2 protein-coding genes and 1 pseudogene are annotated in these 6,026 nt (G+C 69.7%); all 3 read left to right on the forward strand.

All coding sequences use genetic code 11. The annotated features are described in order from the left end of the window. The first annotated feature begins 161 nt into the window (after nt 1–161). Nucleotides 162–1,259 (forward strand): hypothetical protein, encoded by a 1,098-nt coding sequence (locus B7767_RS35180; RefSeq protein ID WP_085575619.1) that lies wholly within the window; start codon nt 162–164, stop codon nt 1,257–1,259. A gap of 360 nt (nt 1,260–1,619) precedes the next feature. Continuing rightward, nucleotides 1,620–4,520, forward strand: a complete 2,901-nt coding sequence (locus B7767_RS45175; protein WP_107486507.1) for an endonuclease/exonuclease/phosphatase family protein — start codon at nt 1,620–1,622, stop codon at nt 4,518–4,520. 119 nt (nt 4,521–4,639) lie between these two features. Next, nucleotides 4,640–6,026: pseudogene (locus tag B7767_RS35190) on the forward strand (DUF4158 domain-containing protein); the annotation flags it as partial.

Consider the following 6,026-nt stretch of genomic DNA (forward strand, 5'->3'; position numbering starts at 1 on the left):
CACACGAAGTGATCGACCAGCACCTCGCGGGGCCCGCCGCGGACCGCGGCCACCGACCGCACGTCACGGTTCGGGCCGCGCCCGGGCGCGGCCCCGGGCCCCGGCATGCGCGCGTGGGCAGGGTCCGCGGTTTCCGCCAGCCACAACACCAGGAGGACGAAGTGCTCAAGAGACTGAAGAGACTGAAGCGATTCCGGCCGGTGGCGGTGGTGTTCCTCGCCGCCTCCGCCGCCGTCCTCGGTCTGTCGACGCCGGCATCCGCCGTCTGGGGCTTTCCCGGCGAGGGAAGCGACTGGAACCCGGTGAACTACGCGGGTGGCCAGATCACCAGCAGGTCCACCACGAGCGAGGCACGCGACAACCGCAACAACATCGTCCACGCCTGGCGCGGCGGGGGCAACGACAACATCTACATCTCGCTGAACAGCGGACCCGCGTACCAGTTGCCCGACGCGCAGACGTACACGTCCCCGCGGGTGATCTGGACCGACGACGGTGGTCGCGGCAACTTCCGGATCTTCCACACCGGCACCGAGAGCCACGTCTACCAGCACCGCATCCAGCTGACCACGAGCTACCAGCTGCCCGCCACCCTGCCCAACTGGACGAGGGTCCCCAACGACACCCGCACCACCGACACCCTGCCCGTGGGAGTCGCCGCGCTCCCCGACAACTCGTACATGCTCGCCTGGAACAGCCAGTCCGACGACCGGATCTGGACGATGTACTACAACGGCCAGACCGCTGCCTACAGCAGTCCCAGCGTGGTTCCGGACGCGCTGAGCAAGGACGCGCCGGCCCTCGCCGCCCAGGTCGACACCGACAACGACGACCCGGCCCCCTGGAACCAGGTCGTTCTCGCCTTCACGGGCACCAACAACTACGTGTACCAGTCGCGCCAGCGGTACGGGAGTTCCTCCTGGACCAACCCGCGTCAGATCTTCGCCGCGAACTCCTACGGCTTCTCGAGGCAGGGCCCGTCGGTCGCGCTCTCCCGCAACGGCTACGGCGTCATCACCATCTCCGAGGACCGCGACAACACGATCGGCAGCTACATCATCTCCCGTGACGGCGGGTGGAGCGGGTTCTACGAGGAGAACACCTTCGCGAGCACCGTCGACAGGACCCCGCTGGCCGTGATCGACGGCACCACCTTGTACTACGTCATCAACGGTTCGGCCGGCGGCCGGAGCGGGGTCCTGTGGAAGCGCGTCTACGACTTCGCGGCCATGCCCACGCCGTCGGCGCCGCAGTGGTAGGCCGACGGTAGCCCCGTACGAGAACCACGGCGGCAGGGCCCGGACACGGGGCCCGGTGGCCTTTCGGTTCCAGGATCGCGGCGTGTCCGGACGGCATCCCTGCCGCCGCGATCCACCACCCCTTCCTCTGGTACGCCGAGCCCGCCCGGACCCGACCACCCCGGACAGGGGCCGGGTTCCGGCATCCGCCCGGCGGGCACCGTCCGAGCCCTCCTCACCCCCACCTCGCGTGCAGGTACGGAACGAGCACGCAGAAATCGAGTTCCCGTGAAACCAGGTAGACCAGCGGCGGGCCTCGCGTCCGGCCTGCTGCTTTCCCTCCTCCTGTCGGGGATCGCCCCGGCATCGGCGCTCACTCCCATGACCTCCGTGGCCGCCCCGGCCGCCGCGGCGGCGGCGGACCCACCGTCCACCGGCCCGGGGGCGTCCGGGCCGGATCTGAGTCACGAGAACCGCACGAGCCCGCCCTCCGGGCTGCCGGACTGGTCGCGCGTGGGATACCGGGGTGGCCTGGATCTGCCCAGCGGTGACTCGGGTGCGACGACGCAGACCTCCTGCATCATCTCGGCGGGAGAGCTCGCGTCCACGTACAAGGTGATCGCCGACGACGGAGTCGATGACACCACCGGACTGCAGAGGGCGATCGACCACGTCAAGAGCGACTGCTCCCCGCAGGCGAACCCCGGCCGGCTCTCGCGCATCGAGCTGCCGGCCGGCCGGCTCGACGTGTCCCGGCAGATCTACGTCGACGCCAGCTTCCTGACCGTCAGGGGGAAGGGCTCCGGCGAGGACGGCACCCGCCTGGTGTTCCGCCCCGACGTGAACACCCGGTACGACACGCTGGTCAACGGCCGCTGGGACCAGGACGCCATGTCGGCCGGCAGCGGCAGCGACGTGGGCAAGGGCGGCTGGACATGGCCGGGGCGCGGTCTGTTCCGGGTGCAGACCCGGGACATGGCCGAGCGGTACAAGGACGACTGGGCGGCGGCCCCGGCCAACCGCAAGGACCTCTTCGAAGGCAGCATCAACCAGCACTGGGCCTCCGGGCTCAAGCTGGGCGCCCAGAGCGACGACCCCGGATACGCGGCCCGGCGGGGCCATTCCGTGGTGCAGCTGGACGCGAAAGCGAACATGGACAAGTTCGTCCTGAACGGCTACGTCTGGGTCGGCGCGGCCAACAGCACGAAGTTCTACGAGCAACAGGGCATCACTGACACGAGCTTGATGGAGTCCCTCCACATGCGTCAGCAGATGTTCCGGCTCGTCGGAAAGGACGCGGTCGCCAAGACGATCACGCTGGACCGCCCGCTGGAGTGGGACCTGCCGGTCGACTCCGTCTCGGACGGCTCCGCCCCGCTGGGATCCACCCCCTACGCCAGCAAGGTCACTCCGCTGACCGTCGTCGAAGGGGTCGGCTTCGAGGACTTCTCCTTCACCCAGGACATGAACGGGCTGCCGAAGCTGGGCGGCGGCACGTACTCGCTCACCCCCGAGCAGGCGAAGCACAACTACGGCAACCTGGCGCCCGAGTACGCGATGCACGGCATCGTCTTCAAGTGGGCCGCCAACAGCTGGGCGCGCGGCCTGAAGGCCGAGATGACCGGCTCGCACCCGATCGTCACCGAGGTCGCGCGCAACCTCCAGATCGAACGCAACAGCTTCGACGGTGCCTGGAACAAGGGCAAGGGCGGTAACGGCTACCTGCGCGGCAGCCGCGTCTGGAACTCGCTGTGGGCGCTCAACACCAGCCGCAACCTGCGCCACTTCACCTTCCAGTGGTCGGCCAGCGGCAACGTCGCCTTCCGCAACGACCTCGATTCCGACCTCAACCTGCACGGCGGCTGGGAACACGGCAACCTGTTCGAGCAGAACACCGTGCGCGTTCCCTACGAGCACCGCTCGGCCAGCTGCAGCGCCAACTGCGGCGGTGAAGGCGGTCAGATCGACGAGGGCACCTGGTACCCGATCTGGTGGGCGGCCGGCCCCAAGGCGGCCAAGTGGGCCGGTTCCTCCGGGCCGCGGAACGTCTTCTACAACAACACGCTGGTCAAACAGGCCACCGAGGGCGGGCCGTTCGAGCCGTACACGCCGTACGGCACCCGTTCCGGTACCGCCTTCCAGTTCGGCTCGGACACGAACGACGCGAACCGGTTCCTGCACCTGAGCCAGGACGGGCGGGTCATCGCGGACTGGACCGGCCGGGAGACCCAGGACTTCCTGGGGAAGGGAGTGGCGGCCCTCGACGTCGGCAACCGGCACTCCCTGTTCCTCGACGACACCGGCGGCGAACTCGAACCCCGTCCGAACGAAACCCGGCGCACCGTCGGCACCTGGAACATGCGCGGTGCGACCAGCAGGATCGCGGGCGAGAACTACGACTTGTACGAACGCATCAGCCAGCTCATGGAGCTGGAATCGTTCAATCTCAGCCTGGTCGCCGTACAGGAGGCCGGCCGGCCGCCCCGGTACACCCCCGGCGGGTTCAACCCGCATGTGCGCAGGATCCCGCAGAACCAGTACGTGCGGTGGAACGCGGCCGGCACCGAACGCGTGTCCGAGAGCGTCCTCGAGGTGCCGTTGGGAACACCGGCCCGGCCTCGGGGGTACGTGTACTGGCTGCACACACACAACGACATCAGCACGACGGGCCGGAACAACATCGGCATCGTCACCTATTCACGACTGCCCCTGGACGACGGGCGGACCCATATATGGGTCGCCGCCGGGCCCGTGGACAGCAACGGGGTCTCGACGGGGCGCCCCGCGCTGGGAGTCCGCCTCGGCGACACCGTGTACTGGACCTTGCACGGAGAATCGCAGACCAACGGCTCGGACGTCCCTCAGATCCTGCGCAACATCAACCGGCAGATGAGCGCCGCGGGCCCGAACGGAGCCGCGATGCGCTATGTCGTCATGGGAGATTTCAACCGCACCCCGGCGAACCTGGAAGGCTCCGTCTTCGCGAGCGACTTCACCGTCCACCGACCGGCCGGCCCCACCTACCAGGGACCCAACAGGGACTACCAGTACGACTACGCGGTCACGGCGGGCAGAGACATGCCCAACGCCGTCACGGTCGCGGCGCGACAGGTCCACGAGGTGTCTTTCTCGGATCACCACCTTTCGACGTTCTACGTGAACGCCGCCCGGGTCGAGGACGAGCCCGGCCAGACACCGCCCGGTGACGGGCACGACAGCCCGCCCCCGAGGCCGACGAAGAAGAGGATCGTCCTTCGCGGCGCCAAGACCGGGTGTGAGTAGCTGAGGTACAGGAAATCCCGGTGAGAACGATCATGGTCGGCTAGCACACCGGCTGGAGGCTCCGCGGGGGTTCCCGGAAAGATCGTTGGACGGGCGTCGGTGCTGGCTACGGTCCAGCCGTGCCGGTGGAGTTCTTAACTGATGAGCAGGCCGAGGCGTACGGGACGTTCACTGAGGTGCCCACGCGCCCGGAGCTGGAGCGGTTCTTCTTCCTCGACGATGACGACCGTGATCTGATCGCGCTGCGTCGTACGGACGCGCACCGGCTTGGGATGGCGGTGCAGATCTGCACGGTCCGCTACGTCGGCCGGTTCCTGGGCGAGGACCCGCTCGCAGTGCCGTGGGAGGCCGTGGAGTACCTCGCCGGGCAGCTCGGCATCGCGGACGCCTCGTGCGTGAAGCGGTACCGGGAGCGCCGGTCGACGGTCTACGAGCACGCGGCGGAGATCCAGGAGCGGTTCCAGTACCGGGACTTCACCGACCGGCGGTGGGGCCGGGAGTTCCGCGGTTTCCTGTACGGGCGGGCGTGGACGCACGCCGAGGGGCCGGTGGCCCTCTTCAACCACGCGGTGACGTGGCTGCGCAAGAACCGGGTGCTGCTGCCGGGCGCCTCGGTGCTGGCCCGGCAGGTGTCGGAGGCCCGCACGGTGGCCGAGCGGCGCCTGTACGAGGCGGTGACGCGGGCCGCGCACCGGGCCGATCCCGCGCTCTCTCCGACGCTGGCCGGGCTGCTGGTGGTGCCGGAGGGCAAGCGGGTCTCGGAGCTGGAGCGGCTGCGGACGCCGCCGGTGAAGTCGACGGGAACCGCGATGGTGCGGGCCATGGAGCGGGTGGGGGAGATCTCGGCGTTCGCGCTGGGCCGGGTGAACCTGTCGCGGGTGCCGGTGAACCGGCTGTCCACGCTGGCCCGGTACGGGCAGCTGAGCAAGGCGCAGACGATTGAGCGGGCGCCGGAGCCGCGGCGGACCGCACTGCTCACGGCGGTGGTGCGTCAGCTGGAGGCGCAGGCGGTCGATGACGCGCTGGACCTGTTCGCGGTGCTGATGGCGAACCGGCTGATCAGCCCCGCGCGGCGGGCCTCGGAGCGGGAGCGGTTGGCGATGCTGCCGCAGTTGGAGAAGGCGGCCCGCATCCTGGCGAAGGCGTCGAAGATCCTCACCCAGGAGCTGGACCTGGTCGCCGAGCACGACGCGGACCTGGACGTGGCCGCGCTGTGGGCGGCGGTGGAGGAGGCGGTGCCGCGTACGGCGGTGGCCGGGGCGGTCGCGACCGTCGAGGCCCTGGTACCGGAGGACGACGGGTCGGCTGAGGCGGCGATGCGGGAGAAGCTGGCTCTGCGCTACAACACTGTGCGCCCCTTCCTGGCGCTGCTGGGCGAGTCGGACGCGCTGGACGCGGCCCCGGCCGGGCGGCGCCTGCTGAAGGCGGTGCGCCGCCTGCCCGCGCTCTCGCGCCGGCGGGTCAAGGACCGGCCGCTGCTGCCCCGCGAGGTCGACGCCGAGCTGG

The organism is Streptomyces sp. 13-12-16, assembly GCF_002114215.1.
In the GTDB taxonomy this organism is placed as follows: domain Bacteria; phylum Actinomycetota; class Actinomycetes; order Streptomycetales; family Streptomycetaceae; genus Streptomyces.